Here is a 24974-nt window from a genome sequence, read left to right as displayed (position 1 = left end):
TATATGAACTAAACAAAGAAACATCTTCTTTATTTGAAAACTTGACTGATCGTTTCAACGGGATTCTTAATTGCGTAAGTAATCGAACGCCCACTAAAAGAAACCAGCGAACAAAATATCGTTGCGGCTACTACCAAACCTAGGATTCCTTTGGTTGGCCAGCTCATTTTTTCCCCTAAAGGTGTACGTTTCAAGTTTTTTTGGATCATTTGGTCCGAAAGATTTTGTTGTTGCAAGAAGTGATCTTCACGGCTTTTTTCTGCTAATTTCTCCAAATTAAAGGCTTTCTGGTCTTCTTTATAATTGTCTTGATACGCTTTTTGCTCTTTCTTTGGCTGCTTTTTGAACCAATCAATGAATTTGCGATATTCAGCCATTACTTCTTCAGTAGGACCAAACATCCGTAAATCACCATAGTGCATCCAAATCGTTCGGTCGCAAAGTTTTTCTACCTGTCCTAAAGCATGACTGACAAAAAAGATGGTTTTTCCGGCTGCTTTAAATTCCATGATTTTATCCACACATTTTTGATAAAAAGTTTCATCACCGACAGACAAAGCTTCATCAATAACTAAAATATCTGGATCATTATGAACAGCAATAGCAAAGCCTAACCGTGATTTCATCCCACTGGAATAGCTTTTAACCGGTTGATTGATAAAGTCACCCAAATCAGCAAAGGCCACGATCTCAGGCATTTTTTCATCAATTTCTTTATTAGTCATTCCAGACATCAATGCTTTGAGTCGAATATTTTCTAACCCAGTCAGCTGATATTTTAACCCCGCACCGATTGCGATAATCGAGGTGTCACCATTTACTTCCATCGTACCAGATGTCGGTGGGATAATCCCACTGATCACGTTGGATAAAGTTGATTTCCCAGAACCATTGATTCCAATGATCCCTACTGATTCGCCGGCTTTCACATCGAAGCTGACCCCTTTTAAGGCCCAAAATCGAGGAACATTGCGATGATAGAACTTGAATAGTGCTTTTACTTTATCCGCTTTCTTTTTATATAAGTCGTATTCTTTCGTCACTAAAGTTGCACGGACTTTGATTTCTTTTTCCACTTTCTTCATCCATTCTCATAGAATTTCTAATTGATCGAGTCAACTCACAAAACATCATACCATATTTTGTGTTCTGAACAAATAATCAATGAAAAACTAGTAATAAAATCTTAATTTCTTGAAGTTGGGCTCAATAAAAAAAACATCTGTAAAAGATGCTTTTTTATAATAGTCTTTTAATTGTTAAGTTTCAAATCTTTTTTGATTTGAGTAGTTGATATTTCCGGAGTCCGTGCTAGATAGATCACTTCAGCATCTGTCTCTTCTTGAATAAAATCAAATTTGCCAGCCCAATCGTCTCCCATAACAAAGGTATCCACATGATATTCTTTGACATCGGAAACTTTTTGGCCCCAGCCTTCTTCAGGAATCACTAGATCCACATACCGAATCGCTTCTAATAACTGCTTTCTTTTCTCATAAGAAAAGTAGCATTTTTTTTGTTTTTCGTTCCAATTAAATTCATCCGTTGATAGTGCTACGATCAAATAATCGCCTTGCTCTTTTGCACGACGCAAAAGATTGATATGTCCATAATGCAATAAATCAAATGTTCCGTAAGTAATTACTCGTTTCATGCTTATCCCTCTTCGCTTCCTAGTCTTACTAATGTATTGAAGATACCAAATATGGCGAGAAATAGCAAATTAAAAAAGCTGAGGGCTTACTCAGCTTTTCCGTTCTGATTTAGACTTTGGTCACTTCTGCTGCTTGAGGTCCGCGGGCACCTTCAACGATCGTAAATTCAACTTCTTGACCTTCTTCTAGTGACTTAAAACCGTCTCCTTGAATGGCAGAAAAGTGAACAAATACATCATCGCCACCGTCAACTGTGATAAAACCAAACCCTTTTTCGTTGTTGAACCATTTTACTTTCCCATGTTCCATAGTGTGTAAAGCCTCCAATAATTATAATCCGACGATTCCGTCGCCTTTATTATAGCGGATTATGTAAGCGTTAGCAATATCAAAACGATTCTTTCTATCCACAAAAAAAGAAGCCTTTTAGCAGGCTTCTTTCTAGTAAATTGTTTAAGCTTTTGCGAAATATTCGTTTACTTTGTCCCAGTTAACAACACTCCAGAAAGCATTGATGTAATCTGGACGAACATTTTTGTATTTCAAGTAATACGCATGTTCCCAAACATCTAAACCTAAGACAGGTGTTTGGCCATCCATCAATGGTGAATCTTGATTCGCTGTTGAGGTGATTGCTAATTTGCCATCTTTCACGACTAACCATGCCCAACCTGAACCAAAACGTCCGGTTGCAGCCGTTTTGAATTCTTCTTTGAAGTCTTCAAAGCTGCCGAAAGCTTCGTCAATTGCCTCTTTGATGGCTCCAGTAGGTTCGCCACCAGCATTTGGGCCTAAGATTTCCCAGAAGAACGTATGGTTGGCATGGCCGCCACCATTGTTACGAACTGCTGTTTGAATATCTTCTGGTACAGAAGAAAAGTCAGCTAATAATTCTTCAACTGTTTTTTCACCTAATTCAGGATGTTTTTCAATCGCTGCGTTTAAGTTTGTTACATAAGTGTTATGGTGTTTATCATGATGCAAATGCATCGTTTCTTCATCAATGTATGGTTCTAATGCATCGTATGCGTAAGGTAAATCTGGTAATGTGTAAGTCATAAAAAAATTCCTCCTCAATGATAATGTTTACATAAGTAACATTATCAGACTATCAGACTTTGTTCAAAAAATATGCTTACTTTTTCTCACTTTTTTTCGTATTGAAAATCAAAAATTTACTAAACACATAGTTTGCCAAAACAACAACAACTTGGGTGACCAGCTTGGCAACTAGATCGCCGGTTGCCAAAATTGAAATAAATAGATACATACAAAGCATATCTAAGCCTAATGATAAGACACGAAAGAAAATGAACTTCCCAAATGCCGCCCATGACTCTTGCTTTGTCTCGGTTTTTGCTTCAAAAACCCATAACTTATTTGTAAAGTAGGCGAACAAAACAGAAGCAATCCATGAAATCACATTCGCTGTCTGGTAATAAAGACCAAATCCTTCACGAAAAATGAGATAGACGACAATGTTGACTACAGTCGTTAATCCACCAAAAAATAAATACGTAATCGGCTCCCACAACTTTTTTTGCTGCAAGAACTGCTTGTATTCGTTGTACTTTTGCATTCTTTTGCCTACTTTCATTTCTTTATTTATTCATTCATTCGATTATTGGTTCTTTTTTTGTGAATTCCTTGTAATTCAAAGAACCCTTCGTTACAATTACTCTAGTTATACCACAAAGGAGTTCATCAGCAAATGACTATCGTCCAACTATTTAAACTTGCTTTTTTCCGAATACCTGATTTAAAATTTGTCAAAAAAGCAGAATTTTCCAAAGTAATCGTTTTTCTATTAAGCGCCTCCGTGCTTATCGCGGTACCGATGACCATCAATGTATTAGGTGTCTTTCGCGATGTGCAAGCAGACGGACAAAAAATTGGAGAATCGATTCCAGATTTTACGATCGAAAATGGGCAGCTTGCTACAGCGCCGGATACGCAAGGTTTCATTTATCAAACCGATTCGATCATCTTTACTTTCGATCCAGATGGCAACCGTACGCCAGCAGATATTGCATCTGATGTTACTGGCTCTGTCATCGCTGTTGGCTTGTTAAAAGATCAGCTGGTCATCCGTATCCCCTCTTCTGGCTTATCGACGTCAATGTTAGATTCTAATCAATTAGAATTTGATTACAGTGAGCCTGCGCTGCGCAATCTTAACGGTCAGGCGATTCGAGAAGCGCTATCAAACCAAGCAATTCCATGGCTAATCAAACTCATTGTCTTTTTTGTTGCATTGTATCCATCATTTGTCAGCTTGCTGATCACCTTAGTGATGGGGACCTTTATTGCAACAATCTATACAAGATTAAAACGATTCTCCTATACTTTCTTTGAAAATTTAAAGATTCTGATCGTAAGTGCTGCATTGCCTACGCTTATTAGTGTAATCGTACAACTACTATTGCCTTCCTTCGATGCAACCACCTTTATTTTGTTTGGTTCTTTATTCTTATTCACACAAGGGGTCAAACATTCTCCAAAAATTCAGTTTAAAACCTAATCTAGGCCATGTTCAATTCCTTGAACATGGTTTTTTTCTCATTCTTTGCTACACTTAAGTTAAAAGGAGGCTTGGCAATGAAAAAAATAATCTTAGCCACTCGAGAGTTTCGCGACACATATGTGAAACAAATCGAAAAAGACTATCAATTTCTTGTGTACACAAAGGACCAAGCAATTGATTGGTCACAAGTAGAAATCACCATTGGTTGGAAGTCGGAATGGAAGGACTACCTGCTAACGGAGAAAACAAATTTGAAATGGGTCCAAGCGATTTCAGCTGGCGTAGACACCTTACCATTAAAAGAGTTTGCGAAATACAATATTCGCTTATCTAATGGCAGCGGCATCCATGCCGAATCGATCACAGACCATTTGTTGGCTCTACTATTTATGGAAAACCGCGGGATTTTCCAAGCAATTCAGCAACAGAGAAAACAGCAATGGTCACCGAATACAATTCACTATACAAAATTGTCGGACCAAGAGATTTTGATCGTTGGTACAGGACAAATTGGCCAAAAGTTAGCTCAAGCATTGACCTTTTTTGGTGTAAGTCCCATTGGTATCAATACTAGCGGGCATGACGTGACAGGTTTTGAAAAAACGTTTGCGTTATCTGACTTACACGCTTGCGCAAAAACCGCCGATTGCGTCATCAACATCCTTCCTCTGACGGAAGAAACCAATCACTTGTATGATGCAGCTTTTTTTGCCCAAATGAAACCTAGTGCTTCCTTTTATAATGTCGGCCGCGGGCCAAGTGTGGATACCACTGCATTAGCAAAAGCCCTAGAAAAAAAGCAGATAGCATTTGCCGCACTGGATGTTTTTGAAGAAGAGCCCTTGCCCGAGAATGATCCGTTATGGCTCATCGAGAACCTTTTGATAACCCCCCATATCTCAGGGCATACGCCCCATTTTCAAAAGGCATTTATGGCCATTTTCTTAGCGAATCTCCAACAATTTTTGGCGAAACAAGAACTTGAAAAAAATGAGATAAACTTGGATAAAGGCTACTAACAAATTCTTTCCGCAAAAAAAGTGTACAGTTGGAGGCGAAACCTTCAGATTGTACACTTTTAATTTATCGTTGTTTTTCTTGGTCTTTTTCAGTTTCTTTCAAGAAATATAAGGGTCTATTTTTGGTTTCTAAGAAAATTTTCCCAATATATTTCCCGATGATTCCCAAACAAAGCAATTGCAAGCCGCCCACAAATAAGAAAATGCTAACCATCGATGGCCAACCAGTTGTTGGATCACCAAAGATAAAGGTTCTGATCACAATAAAGATCAATGCGATCAGAGAGCCAAAACAGGAAAGCGCACCAATAAAAGAAGCAATGTTCAGAGGGGTATCCGAAAAGTTGACGATACCGTCGATCGAATATTGAAATAGTTTCCAAAATGACCACGATGTCTCACCAGCGACTCGTTCCCGGTTCTCATAGGCGATGTATTCTGTATCAAAGCCGACCCAACTGAAGATCCCTTTGGAAAAGCGATTATATTCAGACAGTTGTAAAACGGCATCTACCATATTACGGCGCATCAAGCGAAAATCTCGAGCACCATTTACCATTTCGGTATCGGCAATCTTGTTGATAATATTATAAAAAGCATCTGAGAAAAAACTACGGATCTTCGGTTCTCCTTTGCGATCCGCCCGTCTAGTCCCCACACAATCAAGCTCTGGTTTTGCTTCCAGCATCGCAAACATTTCTGGCAGTAATGTCGGCGGGTCTTGTAGATCTGCGTCCATCACAGTGACAAAATCGCCTTTCGCCGCTTGTAAGCCTGCATAAAGTGCCGCTTCTTTGCCAAAGTTTCTCGAAAAAGATAAATAGCGAACACTGTCGGGGTGGGCACGATATAACTCTCTTAAAACAGGTAGTGTTTGATCTGAAGAGCCATCATTGACAAAAATATATTCAAAGGGCATATTTAATTGTCTCTTCACTTTTTCTGTTTCCTCAAAGAATATCGGCAAGCTCGCCTCTTCATTAAAACAAGGTACAACAATTGATAACATCGGTTTCATCTCCTAGAGCCAATCGTGGGAAGCCGGTCAGCTATGACCGAATCCACATTATTTTTTATCTTCACTAAAATCGTACTTCGGTTCATCCAACGTTTGATCATAATCAACTGTCAGATTATAGCCTTTGAAAAACCACTCATCCGCTTCATCAATAAAAAAAAGCAATCCGTCAATGGTTTGTTCAACGATCGGACGTTCTGGTTTGTCTACTGACATCCCCACGGAAAATCCGTCATGCACTTGTGTCTTTCCATAAATTTTTCCAAAAAAACGAATCCCGCTTCCTTGGTCTACCACCAACTCTTTTTTGAACCATTGCATTGCTTCAGGACTTATTGTTAAGTTCATTTTCTTCACTCCTAATCATTCATATGTTCATCGAGTATATCTACATCATCTGTATTGCCGATCACGAGTAAATTGTCATTTTCACGCACGATTGCCTCTGCATCAGGCGAAACGATCACTTGTCCTGGTCCACGACGAATCGCAACGACTGTCAGACCATACTTTTGTCGAAAATTCAGCTCAATCAGGGATTTATTGAAAAAGCGTGGATTGGACACGCGAATCTCTGCTAAAGAAAATTCGTCAGATAGTTCAATATAATCTAAGATATTTTTGGAAACTAGATTATGGGCGATGCGAATCCCCATATCACGTTCAGGATGGACGACACGGTCTGCGCCGAGTTTTTCCAGTACACGGGCATGGTATTCGTTTTGGGCTTTGGCTAAGATATTAGGAACACCCATTTCTTTAACCATCAGTGTGACCAATATACTGGCTTGAATATCTTCACCTATCGCAACAATGACATGGTCAAAGTTACGGATACCCAATGAACGCAACGTCATCTCATCTTGTGCGTTCCCGACCACCGCATGGGTGGCGATATTCATGTATTCATTGACACGATCTTCGTTGCTATCGATTGCCAACACTTCTTGACCTGATTCAATCAACGTACGACAAATACTTCCACCGAAACGACCTAATCCAATAATTGCATAATTTTGCTTCACCACAAACGCTCCTTTGTTTGCCAGATCATTATTTAGTATAACAAAAACCTCCCCTGCTTGCCATGAGGAGGTATGATTATTAAGATTTTATTTTATCAAGCCATGTTTAAAAGCATATATCGTAGCTTGTGTACGATCTTCTACTTCTAATTTTGATAAGATGTTTGACACATGTGTCTTCACTGTTTTCAGCGTAATGAAGAGTGAATCCGCAATCTCTTGGTTGCTCTTTCCTTCAGCGATCAACAGTAACACTTCTTGTTCCCGATTGGTCAAATCTTCATGTAGGATTGGTGTCCGATTCGTCAAACGATCCATCATTTTCGTGGTGACTTCGGGTTCTAAGACCCGCTCTCCTCGCTGGGTTGCACGAATGGCTTCCGCAATCTCATGAGCAGTAGACGTCTTTAACAGGTAACCGGCCGCACCCGCTTCAATTGCAGGATAGACTTTCTCGTCATCAATAAAACTAGTGACAATGATGATTTTTGCTTCTGGCCAATCATTTAAAATCAATTTCGTAGATTCGATCCCATCCATTTCATCCATAACCAAATCCATCAAAATCACATCTGGACGTAATTCCAATGCCTTTTCATACCCGACTCGACCATTTTCCGCTTCCCCAATTACTTCTATATCGTCTTGAATTGATAGATAAGAAGAGACCCCTAGACGAACCATTTCATGGTCATCAACTAACAACACTTTAATCATACGTTATGCCTCCTTCAACAGTGGAACTTTGATTTCAATACTGGTTCCTTGATTTTTAAAACTAATAATTTTCAACGTTCCGCCAACAGCACTTACACGTTCTCGGATATTCATCAAGCCATAGCTGCCGGCCTTTTGATCTTGGGGATCAAAGCCAACTCCGTCATCGATCACCCGCAATAACACGTTATTATCGATGCGATGCAAGTATACTTCTAACTCATCAGCTTTCGCGTGACGCAGTGTATTAGACAAGAGTTCTTGGATCACACGAAAGAGTTGATCTTCAATCGAACTAGGCATCGTAAAGTCTTCAATATCCCAAGTCAATAGAATTTTGATTTTGGTCTCTAATTCCTTTAACAATTGCTCGATTCCTTGCTTTAGACTCTTCCCTTCCAAAGTTACAGGTCGTAGATGAAGCAAGAGCGCCCGCATTTCAGATTGCGAAGCATTGATAATGTCTGTGACCATCGCTAACTGTTTCTTTTGGCTTTCTGGAGCATCTGTTCGAATCGCTTGCTCATTCAGTGCAGACATCATCATCATGGCGGCAAACAGCTGTTGAGAAACAGAGTCGTGCAGTTCACGAGCCAGACGCTGCCTTTCTGCTTCTAAAATCTCTTCTTTCGTCTGACCATCAACAAACTGAGGTTTCGCATTCAATTGCTGTAATTCCATCGACATCTGTTTCATCTTCGATTGGATACTGGCAATATCACGATCCACATTCGCAATCAAATGGTTTTCAGACGCATGTGGGATCTTTGTTTCCAATAAAGGGCTATCGATATAGCCGCTGGCTAACAGTCTTAGCTTTTCTTCCACCGGACCGTATTGACGGTTGCGAAAAAAAGAAATCAGTAAAAAGACAGCTAAAGCAATCAATGCAGATATTACAAGTAAGTGAAAGATAATTGGGATAAAAAAGAGTTTGATTTGAAAGACTTCTATCAGCCAATTATTTTTCCCACTGGCATACAAATAGGAAAACAGCATCAATATCATGGTGAAAAAACTTGCTAATCCTGCGTAAAAAGCGATCATGCCTCTTGAAAATTTCCCAATCATACCCGAATCACCTCAACATCACCAACAAGGGTATTCGTTAAGATTTTCAAACGCCGACTATTTTCGCCATAATCCGGGCTGTAAATCGTCACTTTTTCATTTTTCAAGCTCGTTTCTTCGCCTTCAAAGATAACAGAGCCAATAAAAGTACTGTGCTCTAATTTGATCGCTATGCCAGCAGGCACTAAAATACGAGTTCTACCAAAGCCTTTTCGTACGATCACGACGTTTTCTTTCTTAGGCAATAAAGTGTTGCCTAGATCGATGAAAGTGTCTCCCGTCAAGATATCTAAATTGATATCGTCCCATTCATAGACTTGACTGCCGATCCGTTCATTGCCTAACCATTGCTGCTTTTGTTTCAGCGGATGATCAGCTTTGGGTTCTTCAGTTTCAACGATAATCATTTGTTTTTTGCGCCAGAATGAATTTTTAGTTAAGTCGATTCCGGTAATCTCGACTCCTTTTAAACCAATAAATAAAATCGCAAAAATCAGCATCAGCCACAGTGCTGGACTATTTAACAAACTGATCAAAATAGCAATGGAACTTGAGACCATCAAGAAATTTTTAAAATTGCTCTTGCGCTCACTTCGGTTCACAAGGACCAAGCACGTCACACCAAGTATTAATAAAAATAATAATGGCGGATTAGATAAAATTTGCCATACCGCAAAAAGCAGTAAGAGCGCTTCAACAATAAAGAAAAAACGCCAAGGACTTTTCATTCAAGCTCCTCCTCCTAGTAATTCTACTTTATCATACCCGAAAAAAATGGTTTGTCCATCCGTCGCTGGTCCGAAAAAAGACCCTGTTTGATCAAATTCCCTTAAGGAGAATGAACAACAGGGTCAACTAGTTTGATCGAGTGATCAAGCAATTAGCTTTTCTTTACTTCTGTGATTCTTACTTGCATATCTCCGCCTGGCGTTGAGATCGTCACTTCATCATTGACTTTTTTCCCAATCAAGGCACGAGCGATTGGTGAATCATTGGAAATTTTACCAGAAAACGGATCTGCTTCAGCACTACCAACGATCATGTACTCTTCTTCGTCACCATCAGGCAACTCAACAAAAATCACAGTTTTTCCGATGGAAACTTCATCAGAGTCTACACCCTCATTATCAATGATCTCTGCAAAACGAATCATATTTTCTAAAGTAGTGATTCGGCCTTCGACAAACGCTTGTTCATCTTTTGCAGACTCATACTCGGAGTTTTCGGATAAATCGCCAAAACTGCGGGCTACCTTGATACGTTCAATGATTTCCCCGCGTTTTACCGTTTTCAATTCTTCTAATTCTTGTTCTAGCTTTTCTTTTCCTTCAAGTGTCATTGGGTAAACTTTTTCTACCATAGTTCTTTTCTCCTTTTAGTAACTTCTAATAAATCGCAAAAGGTAATCTTTTGCGATGAGTCCACAAAAGATTACCATGCTTTTTTTTAAATGTAAACTATAAACCTATGAAAATTTAATTTGAGGTATTGTTTACATATTGTTCCACTAATTGCATATGCTGTTCATAGGTTTCCGCAAAGTAAACTTCTTGGGTTTGAATGTCAGCAATGAAATAATAGTAGTTATTCGGTGTTGGATCTAAGACCGCTTGGATCGCTGCTTCGCTTGGATTGTTGAATGGTCCAGGTCCGTAGCCAGTTTGCACATAGAGATTATAAGGAGAGTCAACTTGAGTGTCCTCATAAGTGACTAGCTCTTTGTGCTCACCTAACGCATATAGAATCGAAATATCCGATTGTAGCGGCATATCAATCGCTAAACGATTGAAGAATACCTGTGCGATATTTTTACGATCTTCTAGCTTACTACCCTCTTTTTCAACAAGTGAAGCCAATGTAAGGACTTCTTGGACCGTCATTTCTTTTTGAGCAATTTGATCGAAATATTTGGACAAGACTGAATTTGATTTATCCACCATTTGGGTAACGACTTCTTCTAGGGTATTCCCTGTATAGTAGTCATACGTCGCTGGGAACAAGTATCCTTCTAGTCGGTAACGCACGCCTTGCGCATCGCCGGCACTTGCTAAAAGCTCAGGATAGGTTTCTTTCATTTTTTCAAAGAACTCATCGCTTTCCATCAAAGCTAAGAAATCGTCTTTCGAGATATTTGTTGCTTCCGCTAGAGCATCACCGATTTGGTCCACATCAAATCCTTCTGGAATCGTCACTTTTGCATCAGAGGTGACCGAACCTTCGCCATTTTGCAGCATCTTTGAGATTTGATCCAAAGTCATACTAGGAGAAAAATGATAATTTCCTGCTTGAAATCCAGTTAAATTATTGAATTTCGTATAATAGTTAAAGATCATACCACTTTTAATGATATTGTCTTCTTCCAATATTTCTCCAATTGCTTTGTTGGACGATCCACTAGGAATCTCAACTGCCACCGTTTCTGTATCTTCTGGATTCAACGGCTGCAATCCTGATGTTACATAACGATACATTGAAAATCCTAAAACACCACCGATGACGAGCAGAGCAAGGACTACGATCAAAACGATCCGATTGACAATCCGATCTTCTTTTTTGCGTTGCTGCTTGCGCAATTGCGTTTCCCCACCTTCAGCTATGGGCACTTCTTCCGCTGCTGCCCTACGACTTGTAGCAGCTTGCTTTGCTTGTTTATTTTTGGTCTTTCCACTTGCAGTTCGCGAACCCACCTCTTCTTGAGGTTGTTGAATAGGACGCTCGTTCAAACCTTGGTCTTCATGGGTTTGATCTGATTGAGGTTGCTTTAAAGCTCCTAATACTTCGTCTTTAAAGGATCTATCCTCTGGATGTTGTTTACTCAAAACAACTCCTCCTAACTTTCGTAATACTGGCTTGTACCATTATACACGAAAGTTAGGAGGAGTTAAATAAAATAATTCTTCCATTAAAAAGATTATAAACTAAAAAGTCTCATCTTGCCCTCTCCTCAAGATAATACGATTTACAATAGCAACAAATTGTACATTACATAGTGATATTGAAAATAATAAAGCTAATTCAATAATTTATAAATTTTTGAAAAACATATATAACACAAAGATATGATGAAAACTATTGATGATATAAATATTGAAAAAATCACATAACTAGGTGTATCATACGATACCTCTAATCTATTTTGACCTTGGTTAGCTTCGACCTGAATCGTACCAATCTCAGTTAGTTCAGGTTTAATTTCATTTTTATTCAATACATCCTCAATTATTGTATCATTATACTTCACGATAGGAATATTCGTTTTTTCTTCTTTATCATTATTCCATGTGACTATTATTTTGCCATTCTTTACTTCCTTATTAAAATCGCTATTCGGATATATAATATATGTCCAATATTTTGTATATGGATTAAAATCCTCGAACTCATTATTTGGAATTTTGTGTTGTAAAGGAAGATAATCAGAAGTTCCCTTTCTTACTATGTTAAGTACTTCCTCTAAATTCTTACTCTTAATAGCATTTCGCATATCCTCACTTGAAATACTATCAGGCTTTTTATTTGGAAATGCTAAAACATTTTCAGACTTCCAACTATCCATTCTTTCATAAACTCTATTTTGAGCTATCGACACAGAAAACAAAGTGATTACACCTAGCATTATAATTAATTGTTTTTCTTTGTGTTTGTTTATATTCATCCCCAGTGAAAGCAATAATAATATAGTTGGTATTATAATTAGTCTAGATGGAAATTGAAGAAGAGTCTCTAATGCTGAGACTTTTTGACCTAAAACATTCCATGGGAAGAAGCGACTTGATATAAACAAGAAAATAACACCTATTGCTGTCATTAACTTGTTATTAATATTTATGGTATTCCAAAAGGTAACTGAATAACAAATTTGTATAAAAAATACAAGAGAAAAAATAATTCCTATATTAGCATGACCAGTACCTGCATTAGGGAGAAAATAAACTGCATTTGCCATTAAATCACTGGGAAATGTCTGTAACAATTCATTACTGCTCATTAAATGTAGCATTCCTGTCCAAACATTTAAACTTAGCAGTATTGCTAGAATAATCGCTAAGAGTAGTTTGATTGCGAATTTTTTTTTATTATCACACTTATAAAAAGAGTAAACAATAAATGGGGCTAAAGTAATTGTCGCAAGTAAAGAAGAAAAAACATGTGTTTGAAGCAGCATCCCCATACTTAGTCCTAATCCAAAAGCAGAAAAATCATGGTCCTCGTTAATTAGCATTTCAATACCATAATAGATTACAAATGGAATAAGCATATTTCCCACGCTCGTAAAAGAGCCTGCAAGATTCCATGACGAAACAAAATAGCTTGACATATAAAGGATACCAGACATCAGTGCAATTGAATCTCTCAACGAAAGCTTCTTCGCAATTCTATAAATTCCAATTGCACCTATTATATTAACAAGAAACGATGTTACTAATTGAAACTTCACCCAGCTCTCCGTAAATAGTAAAATAGCACCTAACAAATAAGCCATTGCGGGTCCGTAAAATGCATTTACGATTCTTGCGGATTGTTGAAAAGAAAATAGAGAAAGAAAATAATTGAATTCTCCCGATTGCATTTGCATCATGGTTTCATAAATACGATTCATATGAAATATAGAATCCACACCCAATATAAATCCTCTTTCATACATCTGAGCACTTTGAATAGCTATGGAAGCAATTGAAAATATTAAGATGACTCCTAAATACTTAAAGCTATTTTCTTTTTTTGCTCGATTTATCATTATTAAAAAACTCCCTACATTATCAGACAAGATTTGCCTCTATTAATTTGCACCAAATTATTTATTGAAATAAAAAGGTTTCTCACTAAAATATCTTAACAGATATTTTAGTGAGAAACCAACCCAACAATAAAAAAAATAACTCTAAAGAACAGAAAAACTTATTTCATTTCATTTGTTAAATATTTAGCTATCCCTTTATTCAAATTGTATTTAGGTGAAAATCCAAGACTTTTGAGTTCAGAAACCTCTGCATATGAGTCTTGAATATCTCCTTTTCTTACATTTTCATATTTAATGATTGGCTCTATACCTGTCTCTGATTTAAAAATATCCAGTACATCATTAATTGAACTTGGAGTACCAGTACCAACATTATAAACATTACCTTGTGCCTCTTCTTTTTCTGACACAATTTTTAATGCTTGAACGACATCGTCAACATAGACGAAGTCTCTTGTCTGACTTCCATCACCATAAAGGGTAAACACATTTTTTTCATGGTTTTTCAGTTTCTTGAAATGGTTCGTTATTATAGAAAGTACACCTGAATAGGGCGATGATGGGTTTTGATTAGGTCCATATACATTGAAAAATCGTACAGCACTAGTAGGTAGATCATAAAGTGAATTATAAAGTAAAACATATTGTTCCGAAGAATATTTATCAATAGCATACGGTGATAAAGGCTTTATCTTTGAATTTTCGGTTTTAGGTAAAGAAGGTTCATCTCCATATACAGCGGCAGATGAAGCAAAGACAAATCTCTTTAGTTTTTTCTGAGTTTGTTTTGAGAGCTCTAATAAATTTAGAGTCGCCTCCATGTTAACTTGATGTGTTAATAATGGTCTGCCAATTGAATCTGCGACACTGGCGATTGCTGCTAAATGAAAGATAAACGAAAACGTATTTTTTTCAAATATTTCCTTAATCATTTCTTTGTCTCGTATATCACCTTTAACAAATGTTAAATTTTTCGATTGCTTCAGATTTTGAAGATCTCCCATTGATAAATCATCTAAAACAATGACTTCATTTCCTTCTTTAATTAGCGTGTTGACAATGGTAGACCCTATAAAACCAGCGCCTCCAGATACAAAATACTTCATAATTGATACTCCTTAAAATATATTTATTTAATACGTCACTTACAGTATGCTAATTTTATCATAAAACATCTCTACAGCTTTTTTATTGTACTCATTTGCATCAAATCTCTTAAATTCGTCTTGACTATGATAAGACTCCAATAACATGTTTTCTATCCCATTGATATCATTAGAGGATGCCAGTATACCATAATCTCCATTTGAAAGAACATAATTACTCGCTGGAATATTAGTTGAGCAAACCGGAATACCTAAAGATAAAGCTTCAAGAAGAACCATAGGTTGACCTTCATAGGCCGAGGTTAAAGTAAAAAGTTGACACTTTTTCAGTATTGCAAAAGGATTAGAAACATGTCCCATTAGAAAAACAGAATCTTCTAAGTTATTATCCTTAACAATTGATATTAATTCTTCTCTTAAATTGCCGTCCCCCAAGATGTACAATTTGCTTTTAGGAACCTTTTTTTGGAAGTTTTGAAAAGCAGTAATAAGCTTATCTTGCTGCTTTTCAACAGATAATCTTCCAATAGAAATAATATTATAATTACTTTCATCTGGAAGTAAAATGAAGTTCCCAAGTAGATCATATTTTCCAAACTCTTTTACTATCTCAACATCTTTTGTTTCAAAATAGAAAGTTCCATCATAAAAGAAAGACCCTTTAGTGGATTCAATTAAAGTATCAACAATAATAGTTTCTTTTTTATCAATTGTAATAGGATTCTTTAAGAAACAATCAGTATACTTATTGTTTCCTGGATTCAATAATATCTCCACTCTTACTTTTCTTTCTGAAACAATTTGATCATCTGATATAAAACGCAGATTATTCTTATTTACCCAACCAATTTTTTTGCTGCCATCAAATAAAAGATAGTAAGTTCCATAAAAATTATTAATAATCTTAGTATATTTAACTATTTTGTTTATTAAGTTAACAGAATTGAAATTTGAATTATTGTTCGCCGCTTTATCGAAGGGATCTTTTCCATCTATACTATTTATAGATACATAACCTTCTTCGTTAATTGTTAATAAAGGATTTTTTTTCTTATCAGCTAGCCTCTTTAAATTAGATATAATATTCTTGACTCTTCTAATTTTACTGAATCTTGGTACTTCGTTAATAACGTTGTAATAGACCCATCCATTAACATAATTATCAACAATAATATGAAAATAGATATCTCCATTACTTAAAGTGGCTTTCTCAATAATTCTTACATACAAATATTTGTAAAAATCGGTCGTTCCATATCTTTTACTAAGATCACTTGTAGGAAGATCGATCCAAAAGACCTTGTTTTTTTGCCTTTTTATATAACCATACGACGAATATGGTTCCTTTGAAAGTAAATAAGGATACTTTTTAGTATAGTTCTGTGCATCAACCCATCCCACATAAACATCGTCTATTAAGATTTTATAAAACTCTTTACTTTTATATTTTACAGATGCTATAGCTTTTATTTTTAAATCATCCTTATAAGGATACATTTTACTAGATTTCTCACGAAATGTGTCCCATACGAGAATATCCATTTTATTTGTTAACTCTAATTCTATATTTACTTTTTTTATAATAGGTTTTTTTTCTTCCTTAGTACTATCATCATTACTAAATAGTTTTTCTAAATCTAATGAATTTAATACATAGCTAATTTTTTCTTCTGGAATAAACTTTTTCAGAGAGTTTTTATTCACATCGGCCATGACTGGAGATACAGCTAATAACATATCAAAACGATTATATACACTAAATAATTGCCCTAGGGTTTTAAAATGAACTTGTCTTCCATTTACTATTTTTTGTCTATCAGCATCCATATCACTATGCATGTAACAAATTTTCTTTTTTGAATCTGATGATAAAATATATTTTGCCCAATAGAAACTATAACCAGAGAAATCAATAGAAACATCAAATTTACTATTTGAAAAAATACGATTTGCTTCTCTTCGAAAACCTTCCCAAGGAAGCATTGAACTATCAATATGATCTACATTATTTTGTGAAGTTAACTTTCTAAGATTCTTACTTTCTTCCGGGGTAAGGATGGCATATCCTGGTTTGAAAATAAGATGACATTGCTTCGGAATTCTATTCACATTCTCCAGTTTTTCTTTTGTATTAGGATTGCCCATAAAACAAGTAATTTCGTATCTATCGTAGTCTATATTTTTCAAGAGATTCAATAAACTAGAAGTAATACCATTGTTTTGCATTCCACCTGTATATATTAGAACTTTTTCTTTTGTATTTGTTAACTTTACGACTTTACCAGAACCAGCTGCTTGATCCTTGAATATATAATTTATTACTCGTTTAGTTGCACAGCCATCTTCATATTTAACAAAATTTTCTTTTGCTCTATTATAATTTTCTTTGTATTCAGCTTTCACTGATTCAATTGCGTTAATCGATTCAATCACTTCATCTATCGTACTTAGAATCGGTCCTGGTAATTCTTTCTCATCAAAGTACAATCCCCTGGTCGAATCGTAAATATCATTATCCCAAGAATAGAAAATTATCGGTTTGTCTGTAATTAAAAAATCAAAAAAAATACTTGAATAGTCTGTCAACAATATATCTGTAGCTAATAATATACAATTTGGATCAAAATCGTCTGGAACTAAGTAATTATTCAACTCTTCAACTTCTTGTGCTCGCTTAAAAATATAAGGATGTACTTTGACTAAAACATTGTATTTATCCCCGACTTGTTTTCTTAATAAGGATGTTTCCGCTAGTATCTGATGTATTGAATCTGTCGGATTCAATGTTGAGGTACCTTTCCAAGTAGGACAATACAAGATAACATCTTTTGTAGAATCAATAACCATTCCACGTTCAATCAACTGTTCCAAGACAGATTTATCTTTCTTCTGCAATATATCATTTCTTGGGTAACCAAACTCTAGTATCTCACCTGAAAAAATACCGTCCAATCGGAAACTATTCTTAAACACTTCCGTAGTATGTGCATTAGGACTAAGAATAAACTTACTAAATAAAAAGTTTCTAACAACATTCTGAGATCCTGCTGGATTTGCATTTTCAATGTCATATCCCATTTTTTTTAAAGGTGTTCCATGCCAAGTATTAATCACAATTTGCTCTTCTTTAGGTATAAAGAAAGATTGAAATGTTGAATTAGTTATAAGATATTTACTTTTTGAAAGATAATATACATATTCGCGAGTGTTTCTTTCTATAAAAGAAACATTTGGCATATTAGAAAATTTTTCGATTATTCTACCCCATCCAATTTCAGTGGGAACATAACTCCACACATGATGATATTTTTCAAACATAGGATCCCCAATTAGATAATCAAATATTGCTTTGGGAGAATCAATCATATTTTTTCCATCTCGAGATTCGTAAAAAATTGTTGATGAATCAACATCATTTTTTTTATATTCTTCAGAAAACCATAATGATAATTGCTCAGAATTTCTCAATTTAATTTTCTTGAACTTTTTTGCTATCATAATAAGCACCTTTCTCTACAATACAAATTGTAAATTATTCTATAATATAGCCACTTTTTCTTACAGTTTAAATTCATTTTTAATTTACTTCTGTATAAAAGTTTTTTAACGCCTTATCATTATATTCTTCGGGATTAAAAATTAAATTCATTTCTAAATTATTAATTTTTTTAAACAGAGCGCTAGAAATATCTTCAGAAGAAAATCCTTCAATATATTCCGAAGCATAATTTTTGAGGACCGATAGATTTGCCGGAATATTAGTGGCTAAAACAGGAAGTTTTAAAGTTAATGCTTCAAGTAAGACCATTGGTTGTCCTTCGTAAATTGAGGGGAAAACAAAAAGATCACACTGCTTCATAATTGTAAATGGATTTTCTTGATGTCCCAAAAGAAAAACATTTTTTTCTAAGTCTAAGCTCAAGATCAACTGACGCATTTCGTTCTTTAAAGGGCCATCTCCTATAATAAATAGGCGAATATTTGGCTGTTTACCTAGTACGGTCTTAACTGCTTTAATTAAACTGATCTGATTTTTTTCAGGTGATAATCTTCCCATATTGACTAAATTAAAATAATTATCTAATGTTTGTGGTAATTCAGTTTCTGTTCGTTGGTTGTTATCAGTAAATTCATTCCGATAATTTTTATTGAAAATATATTCATTACTTTGTATATCAGAAATTCCTATTAAATCATCCTCTTCAACCCAAAGAGACTGATTGTTAAAATCATTAGTGCAGTAGTAAATCTTATCAGCAATTCTTGCTTGCTTAGAAAAACTTATAACCCTACCCTTTTGTTTTTCCAAAACTAAATGTTCACTTTCAGAATCTATTTCAGGAGCAAGAGATGCTACAATGGGATTCTTAGCAACTGTTCCAATTACAAACTCCATTGCAAATGAATCATACAGATTTATGTTTTTTGATTTATTTTTTCTAAGAAAATAATTTTTTAAAAACTTAAGTCCTTTAGTGTCATGAAAATTAGAAAGACTACTTTGATTCACCCAGCCAACTTCGCCAGTATTATTCTCAATAAAGCAAAATCTTTGATCATTGAATATGATTCGCTTACTTATATAAACATAAGTTTTGTCAAGCATCTTTAGTGGTGAGCGAAATTCAGTTAAATTGTTTAATGACTTAAAAATCATTGCATCATTGTCACAATTGACGGTAGCAATTGATGAGTATTTATCTACAACAGTATCTAATTCAATCATGTGATTAATTGGATCAACATCTTTACCGTCTATCCATCCTGTATATAGTCCATTCAACGTAATCTTTACATATTCCTTAACATTAACTCTCGTTGAAGCAATTACGAAGATAGTGTCTTTTTCAGAAATCAATATATTGAAAAAGGAATTGTCTTTTAATGAAACTAAGTTTTTTGCTACTTTATAAAAACCCTCTTTTTTGATTCTTGCATTATATCGAAATTCCACTACTTCATTACTTACTATATTATGATCTTTAGAAACAAAATCATCATTTAGGATTTTTCTAGTATCGATAGTATTTATAGTGAAACCAAGTTGATCATCTTTAATAAATCTTCTTAAGTTTCGTCTATTAACTTCCATAGTCTCTTTCGATACGCTTAAGATGCGGTCATAAAGATAATATATTGAAAAAACAGCTGGTAAATTTTTCTTGTGTGGGGCTTTTCCATTGATTATTTTTTTTGAATCACTTAATAAATCATTGTGTTGGAAAATAATTTTCTTATCGCTGTTCATAAACGCTATAGTTTTTGCCCAGAAAAAACTATAGCCACTAAAATCAATCGCAGCATCAAAATGAACATTCCCAACTATTCTAGTTGCTTCCCTCTTGTACGCTTGTTTCGGAAGGACAAAACGCCATACTTTTTTCGAAGTGAACGCCTGAATAAATAAGTCTCTCAATATTTCACTTCTCGAATAAAGGGTCCTTCCAGGACGAAAAAGCATTCGAACATTTTCATTGATTTTATTTAAATTACTGATTTCTTCGTCGGAAACTGGTTTGTTGAGGATAATGGAAACATCATACTTATTGAAGTCTAGATTATTGGTAAGATTGATAAAACTAGTTGAGATACCATTATTTTTCATTCCGCCAGGATAAATAATAAGCTTATTTAAATCGTTTCTTAGAATAACTTCTTCAATTCTTTTCGTTCTTTTATTATTAAATATTCTTTCGATGTATCTTTTTGTAACTTTACCATCTTGATATTTGGAAAATTTCTCTTTCATCAATTGGTAACATTCCCGATGTTGCTCAGTAGAATACGCTTTTGTTTCTATTAACCGAATAAGATCATCTATTGTTTCAGCAACTGGTCCTGGTAAATCACTTTCTTTTAAATACATTCCTCTATCCACTTCATATAAGTCTCGATCCCAAACATAAAAAATAATTGGTTTATCAGTTACTAAAAAGTCGAAAAATATACTAGAGTAATCTGTTATTAATAAGTCAACAATAGACAAAACTTCATTAGGATCTAGGTAGTCCGGAATAAGTATTGAGCGAATCTCTTCATCTCTACTTAATTCACGATAAATATATGGATGTACTTTAACCAATACATTGTACTGATTTTTAAAATGTTCTTTCAAAAAAATGGTTTCTTTAACGATCTGCTCTTTATCATTCGAGGGATTTAAGATGGATGATCCTTTCCAAGTCGGTGTATATAAAATTGTAGGTAAACGATCATTATAAGTTAAGTTTAGCTTCTTTAACTCTTTCTTTATACTTTCTCGATTGATAGTATTCGTCCTATCGATCCTTGGATATCCGCCTTCTAAAATCGTTCCAGGAAATAAGCCATCTAAACGATAACTTTTTGAGAAAATCTCTGTTGTATGTGAGTTAGGTGACAAGATGTAATCAGCCATTAAAAAATTTCGTACAACATTTTGAGAATGGGCTGGATTTCCAGGAATGTCAAATCCCATATATTTCAAAGGCGTTCCGTGCCAAGTATTTATGTATGTTTGACCTTCTCTCTTTAAGAAAATTGACTGGAAAGTAGCATTGTTAATTAGATACTCTGCTGTTGCCAGCCAAAGCAAATATCTTTTTGAGTTTCTTTCTACAAATTCAACATTGTCGAATTCTGCCTTAATACGTTTTACTGTGGGATAATTTAAGTCGTTGATAACCCAGATATGATGAAAATGAGCATATTCGGGATCTTTTACTAAATGCATAAACATTGCGTAGGGAGAATCTACGATTGATTGCCCATCTCGAACTTCATAAAGGATCGTGTTCTTTTGTATTTTCTTTTTACTCGCTTTTATATAGTATGAGGCAATTTTGCCATTTTCTGAAACAAAACTAGTCACTACTTTACTTAATATCGTTTTCACATTACTTAAAGCACTCATGTGTTATCCCCTTATATTGCATTCTTTGATCAGTTCAGCTACCTTATTAGCAGCATCACCATTTTCCCAAGAACAAAATTTATTATAGAATTCTAGATATTTCGTATCCGAACATTCTGAATCAATAGTTTGACGACAAAATTTTTCTATAACCTGGTAGAATGATTGTTCATCTAAACAGATAGATCCTGGTACTTCACTATAATCGAAGTAAAATCCTCGGATTCCATTTTCATAATGATTTAAATCATATGGATAGAAAATCAACGGTTTTTTTAATATCAAATAATCGAACATTACAGAAGAATAATCCGTTATGAGACAGTCACTAATTAAATATAACTCATTAATATCCTCATCCGAACATATTTTGATTTGGTCTTCATAGCCATCTATTACAATAGATTCTTTGACTAAATAGTGCGGTCGAATTATCAATGTATCGTCTTTATTCATTCTAGAAGTAAGTTGACTCAATTCAAATGGCATAAAGAACTTGTAGTTTCCTTTTGAAATAAAATAATCGTCCCGCCAGGTCGGTGCATATAATAGAACATGCCCTTTTCTATCTCCAATAATTTTTTTCTTAAGCTGACTAATTGTATTATCATCATCTTTGAAACGTACTAAAACATCATTTCTTGGATAACCAATATCTAAGAAAGTATTTTCAAAACCAAACGCCGTCTTGAAGATATTTTTTGAATACTCATTTGGGGCAATCAAGTAATCCCACCGATTACTTTCTTTGTAGAAGCCAGCTTTGTATTTTTGCGTATCAGTATTTGGCATAACCACGTTATCAATATCTGCTCCTAATTTTTTAAGGGGCGTACCATGCCACGTTTGCAAATAAATTGTCTGCTTATTTTTTTTAAGCCATTCAGATAAACGGGAGTTAAAGATCCAAAAACTAGCCCTTGGCATTAACAAAAGCCATTTAAAGGAAAAACGTGAGATAAAAAACATTTCAGGATATTTTTCTTTCGCTTCTGACAAACTTTCTTTTTTTATACTCCAGTAGAAAGTCCAATCTGCAAAATCAATCGATTGTATCATCTCTTGATAGATCGCTAAAGGATTATCAGAAGGAATTTTCCCGTTAAAACTTTCGAATATAACCATTTGTTTTTTTACTGGAAAAATAGATGCTATAAAATTAAATAGTATTCGATAAAAAAAACTAATTATTCTTTTGATCACTTCTATTCACCAGCTTCCAATAGATACTTTTAACTAAAAAAACAGGCAATTGCGCAATTCTTCCTAATCTGGTCGGATTACTTAACGAGCGATACAACCATTCTAAGTGAAGGTTTATAAAAAAATTAGGGGCTCTTTTTACATGACCACTCAAAACATCAAAGCTCCCACCAACATCTTGAAAAACAGAAGCGTGTATCGCATTCATATTTTGGGCAAGCCACCGTTCTTGTCTGGGGAACCCTAGCGCCACAAAAACAAAATCGGGCTTCACAGCGTTTATTTGATTGACAATTGCCTCATCACCCAGAGTCGTATAACCGTCTATCGCTCCTGCAATTGTTAGGTCGGGATACTGATTATTAATATTTTTTAGTGCATCAGTCAACACTTCAGGTTTTGCGCCATAAAAAAAAGCACTCATTTTATTTTCATTTGCGTAACCTAGCAATCTTACCATTAAATCGTAACCAGTAACTCTTTCTTTTATCTTTCCGCCAGTTAATCTTGAAACAAGTACCACTCCGACGCCATCAGGTATCCGATGGGTACTCTGATTGATAAACGTTACAATATCTGGGTATTTTCTGCTTTCAGTAATAATCTGCGGATTTACACTAATGATAGTCATTTTCTTATCACTATCGATGTAGCGTGCCAAATCATCCACCACTTCTCCATAAGTGATTGGATCAACTAAAACGCCCATTATATTTTCAGATTTCATATTGCTTATCAATCCATTCTAAAAAAGAGTCAATGGCGCGCCCGGAAACATACGTATTCCAAGTTTGGTTAAAATCTGACAAATCCTCATTTCCCATCGTCTCTATACTGGAAAAAAGTTCCTCGGAGGATTTCACAATGGAAGAACCTATATCTTTCTTAAACTCTTCTTGAATTCCGACAATTTCATCGTACAGTTCAAAATCATAACAGAAATAAATGATCTTCCCACGAGGGTTTACTAAAGAATATTCAAAAGGTACTGAAGAATAGTCTGTAATCAAGCAATCCGCCATTGCTATTAAATTTTTTAAATCGTAGTCCTTATCATCTTTAATAAAATATTCTGGGTATTGGTTTGCTAATTCTATCATCTTTTTATCATGTGGATGTGGATGAATGAATAATGCCCAATCTTCATTCAATTGATTTGATATAGAATCAAAATCTAAGGGATTATTATCATCGGTATTCTCTCTGTAGGTAGGTAAATAAAGAGCGATTTTCTTGTTCATATCCTCTAGCAAAGCGTTTTTTTGATAAGTTATTGTTTCATCATCTAATTGATAGTAATAATCAGTTAATGGATAGCCGAACTTTAGAAAGATCGGATCAATATTATAACTATCCTTGAAAATCGTTGCCATTGTGGGTGAACTTACTACAAAATGAGTAAATTTATTATAAACTTTCTGATAGCGCCGACGATCCGCAGGAGCAGCATTTTTTGCATACTGTGCTTGAAGACCAAACTTTTTAATTGCTCCATTGGCATGCCAAATTTGAACAACATTCGTTTGTTTATCTAATATCATACCACCCAAAAAAGCAAAGTAATTATCACAAATGATCAATTTTGACTTCTTTAGTATCGGTATGACTTTTAAACAAAGGATTGCAAAGGAATCCACAAGATAGCTCTTAAATCCTTGTTTCTCAAATACTGAAACCATTTGTCGCGCATTTCTGGTGTAACAAATTATCAGTCGATCACCATAGGCTTCAGCCAGAGCTTCCAAAACGTAGTTGCTTGTTGAAGGAAAACTGACAAGAAAAATGATTTTATCATTTTTACGCCTTTTCCCTAAGGAACAAAGACGAACTAAAAATAAATATACTTCTTTTGATAATGAAACAAAAAAATTTTTTTTCATAATTACCCTCTATTTTCACATTAGTTCTTATTTTACATGATTATTAGTGAAAAGAAAATAATTGTAACAAAACCGTTATATTACTCTAACTGTTTTTGAGCTTTTCTTTCATTAGCATCAGTC

Annotated in this window: 22 protein-coding genes; 2 read left to right on the top strand and 20 right to left on the bottom strand. The window is 34.9% G+C overall.

Annotated elements, in window-relative coordinates:
* Positions 1–29: 29 nt before the first annotated feature.
* From IGJ74_RS06980 to IGJ74_RS06960, 5 genes are all read right to left on the bottom strand, one after another.
* A complete protein-coding gene (locus IGJ74_RS06980) occupies positions 30–1085 on the bottom strand; it encodes an ABC transporter ATP-binding protein (protein ID WP_086317042.1) in 1056 nt (351 codons plus the stop codon).
* A gap of 167 nt (positions 1086–1252) precedes the next feature.
* The gene (tagD, locus tag IGJ74_RS06975; protein WP_086317041.1) at positions 1253–1654 is read right to left on the bottom strand and encodes a glycerol-3-phosphate cytidylyltransferase; all 402 of its coding nucleotides are present in this window, start codon (positions 1652–1654) and stop codon (positions 1253–1255) included.
* Between the two features lie 109 nt (positions 1655–1763).
* Entirely contained in the window at positions 1764–1964 is a 201-nt protein-coding gene (locus IGJ74_RS06970; protein WP_005229578.1) for a cold-shock protein, read from the bottom strand.
* Between the two features lie 144 nt (positions 1965–2108).
* Positions 2109–2714, bottom strand: coding sequence for a superoxide dismutase (locus tag IGJ74_RS06965; RefSeq protein WP_005236898.1), 606 nt, complete (start codon positions 2712–2714; stop codon positions 2109–2111).
* 76 nt (positions 2715–2790) lie between these two features.
* Positions 2791–3234: a GtrA family protein gene (locus IGJ74_RS06960; RefSeq protein ID WP_034872204.1), complete on the bottom strand. Its 444-nt coding sequence runs from the start codon at positions 3232–3234 to the stop codon at positions 2791–2793.
* 132 nt (positions 3235–3366) lie between these two features.
* Here IGJ74_RS06960 and IGJ74_RS06955 point away from each other — a divergent pair, with 132 nt between their 5' ends.
* Both IGJ74_RS06955 and IGJ74_RS06950 read left to right on the top strand, forming a co-directional pair.
* On the top strand, positions 3367–4176 hold the full coding sequence (locus IGJ74_RS06955; RefSeq protein WP_430608742.1) for a DUF1189 domain-containing protein: 810 nt from the start codon (positions 3367–3369) through the stop codon (positions 4174–4176).
* A gap of 26 nt (positions 4177–4202) precedes the next feature.
* A complete protein-coding gene (locus IGJ74_RS06950) occupies positions 4203–5198 on the top strand; it encodes a phosphoglycerate dehydrogenase (RefSeq protein ID WP_086299663.1) in 996 nt (331 codons plus the stop codon).
* A gap of 64 nt (positions 5199–5262) precedes the next feature.
* On the opposite strand, the gene IGJ74_RS06945 is transcribed toward IGJ74_RS06950, so the two are convergent.
* The 15 genes from IGJ74_RS06945 to IGJ74_RS06875 form a co-directional block, all read right to left on the bottom strand.
* Positions 5263–6207: a glycosyltransferase family 2 protein gene (locus tag IGJ74_RS06945; RefSeq protein ID WP_176285423.1), complete on the bottom strand. Its 945-nt coding sequence runs from the start codon at positions 6205–6207 to the stop codon at positions 5263–5265.
* Positions 6208–6264: 57 nt separating this feature from the next.
* Positions 6265–6564 (bottom strand): HesB/YadR/YfhF family protein, encoded by a 300-nt coding sequence (locus IGJ74_RS06940; RefSeq protein WP_008379609.1) that lies wholly within the window; start codon positions 6562–6564, stop codon positions 6265–6267.
* An 11-nt stretch (positions 6565–6575) separates the two neighbouring features.
* Complete coding sequence (locus tag IGJ74_RS06935) at positions 6576–7241, bottom strand: potassium channel family protein (RefSeq protein WP_005229566.1); 666 nt, start codon at positions 7239–7241, stop codon at positions 6576–6578.
* Positions 7242–7328: 87 nt separating this feature from the next.
* On the bottom strand, positions 7329–7958 hold the full coding sequence (locus IGJ74_RS06930) for a response regulator transcription factor (RefSeq protein ID WP_005236913.1): 630 nt from the start codon (positions 7956–7958) through the stop codon (positions 7329–7331).
* A gap of 3 nt (positions 7959–7961) precedes the next feature.
* A complete protein-coding gene (locus tag IGJ74_RS06925; RefSeq protein WP_005236914.1) occupies positions 7962–9029 on the bottom strand; it encodes a sensor histidine kinase in 1068 nt (355 codons plus the stop codon).
* Positions 9026–9757: a cell wall-active antibiotics response protein LiaF gene (liaF, locus tag IGJ74_RS06920; RefSeq protein WP_010749367.1), complete on the bottom strand. Its 732-nt coding sequence runs from the start codon at positions 9755–9757 to the stop codon at positions 9026–9028. Before liaF ends, IGJ74_RS06925 begins: the two co-directional genes overlap by 4 nt.
* Positions 9758–9909: 152 nt before the next feature.
* Positions 9910–10389 (bottom strand): transcription elongation factor GreA, encoded by a 480-nt coding sequence (greA, locus tag IGJ74_RS06915; RefSeq protein ID WP_005229556.1) that lies wholly within the window; start codon positions 10387–10389, stop codon positions 9910–9912.
* A 115-nt stretch (positions 10390–10504) separates the two neighbouring features.
* Positions 10505–11848, bottom strand: a complete 1344-nt coding sequence (gene mltG, locus IGJ74_RS06910; protein ID WP_218193345.1) for an endolytic transglycosylase MltG — start codon at positions 11846–11848, stop codon at positions 10505–10507.
* Positions 11849–12039: 191 nt separating this feature from the next.
* Complete coding sequence (locus IGJ74_RS06905; RefSeq protein WP_207463015.1) at positions 12040–13767, bottom strand: hypothetical protein; 1728 nt, start codon at positions 13765–13767, stop codon at positions 12040–12042.
* A 161-nt stretch (positions 13768–13928) separates the two neighbouring features.
* Positions 13929–14876, bottom strand: coding sequence for an NAD-dependent epimerase/dehydratase family protein (locus IGJ74_RS06900; protein ID WP_207463014.1), 948 nt, complete (start codon positions 14874–14876; stop codon positions 13929–13931).
* 39 nt (positions 14877–14915) lie between these two features.
* A complete protein-coding gene (locus tag IGJ74_RS06895) occupies positions 14916–18374 on the bottom strand; it encodes a CDP-glycerol glycerophosphotransferase family protein (protein WP_207463013.1) in 3459 nt (1152 codons plus the stop codon).
* A gap of 79 nt (positions 18375–18453) precedes the next feature.
* Entirely contained in the window at positions 18454–21768 is a 3315-nt protein-coding gene (locus IGJ74_RS06890) for a CDP-glycerol glycerophosphotransferase family protein (RefSeq protein WP_430608741.1), read from the bottom strand.
* A 3-nt stretch (positions 21769–21771) separates the two neighbouring features.
* Positions 21772–22971, bottom strand: a complete 1200-nt coding sequence (locus IGJ74_RS06885) for a CDP-glycerol glycerophosphotransferase family protein (protein WP_142424438.1) — start codon at positions 22969–22971, stop codon at positions 21772–21774.
* The gene (locus tag IGJ74_RS06880) at positions 22952–23698 is read right to left on the bottom strand and encodes a WecB/TagA/CpsF family glycosyltransferase (protein WP_177900717.1); all 747 of its coding nucleotides are present in this window, start codon (positions 23696–23698) and stop codon (positions 22952–22954) included. Before IGJ74_RS06880 ends, IGJ74_RS06885 begins: the two co-directional genes overlap by 20 nt.
* The gene (locus tag IGJ74_RS06875; protein ID WP_087664337.1) at positions 23688–24851 is read right to left on the bottom strand and encodes a CDP-glycerol glycerophosphotransferase family protein; all 1164 of its coding nucleotides are present in this window, start codon (positions 24849–24851) and stop codon (positions 23688–23690) included. Before IGJ74_RS06875 ends, IGJ74_RS06880 begins: the two co-directional genes overlap by 11 nt.
* Between the last annotated feature and the right edge of the window lie 123 nt (positions 24852–24974).

It is taken from the genome of Enterococcus sp. AZ009, assembly GCF_050548785.1.
Taxonomy (GTDB): Bacteria; Bacillota; Bacilli; order Lactobacillales; family Enterococcaceae; genus Enterococcus_D; species Enterococcus_D entomosocium.
This window is presented reverse-complemented; position numbering and strand designations above follow the sequence as displayed.